This window comes from Virgibacillus sp. 7505, from assembly GCF_002272135.1.
Taxonomy (GTDB): Bacteria; Bacillota; Bacilli; order Bacillales; family Amphibacillaceae; genus Terribacillus.
Genome location: NZ_NPBF01000250.1, coordinates 1 through 246, shown reverse-complemented (window position 1 = coordinate 246; position 246 = coordinate 1). Strand labels below are relative to the sequence as shown.

General features: G+C 44.3%; 1 pseudogene. It reads left to right on the top strand.

Annotation, left to right across the window (positions count from 1 at the left end):
- Positions 1-97 precede the first annotated feature (97 nt).
- Positions 98-246: pseudogene (locus CHH91_RS21340) on the top strand (dual-specificity RNA methyltransferase RlmN); the annotation flags it as partial.

Below are 246 nucleotides of genomic sequence, written 5' to 3'. Positions count from 1 at the left end.
ATGCTATAATTAGGGTTTGAGAATACGACTATCCGTTTGCCGTTTCATGAGGCGAACTTCGAATAAGCATGCTACGAACGAAATGAGGGTAAAAAACATGTTAAAGGAATCGATTTACGGCCTTACAATGCCTCAGTTAACTGACTGGCTGATGGAGCGTGGCCATAAAAAGTTCCGTGCCACACAAGTGTGGGACTGGCTCTATCGCAAACGGGTAACGACGTTTGCAGAAATGACCAATGTCAA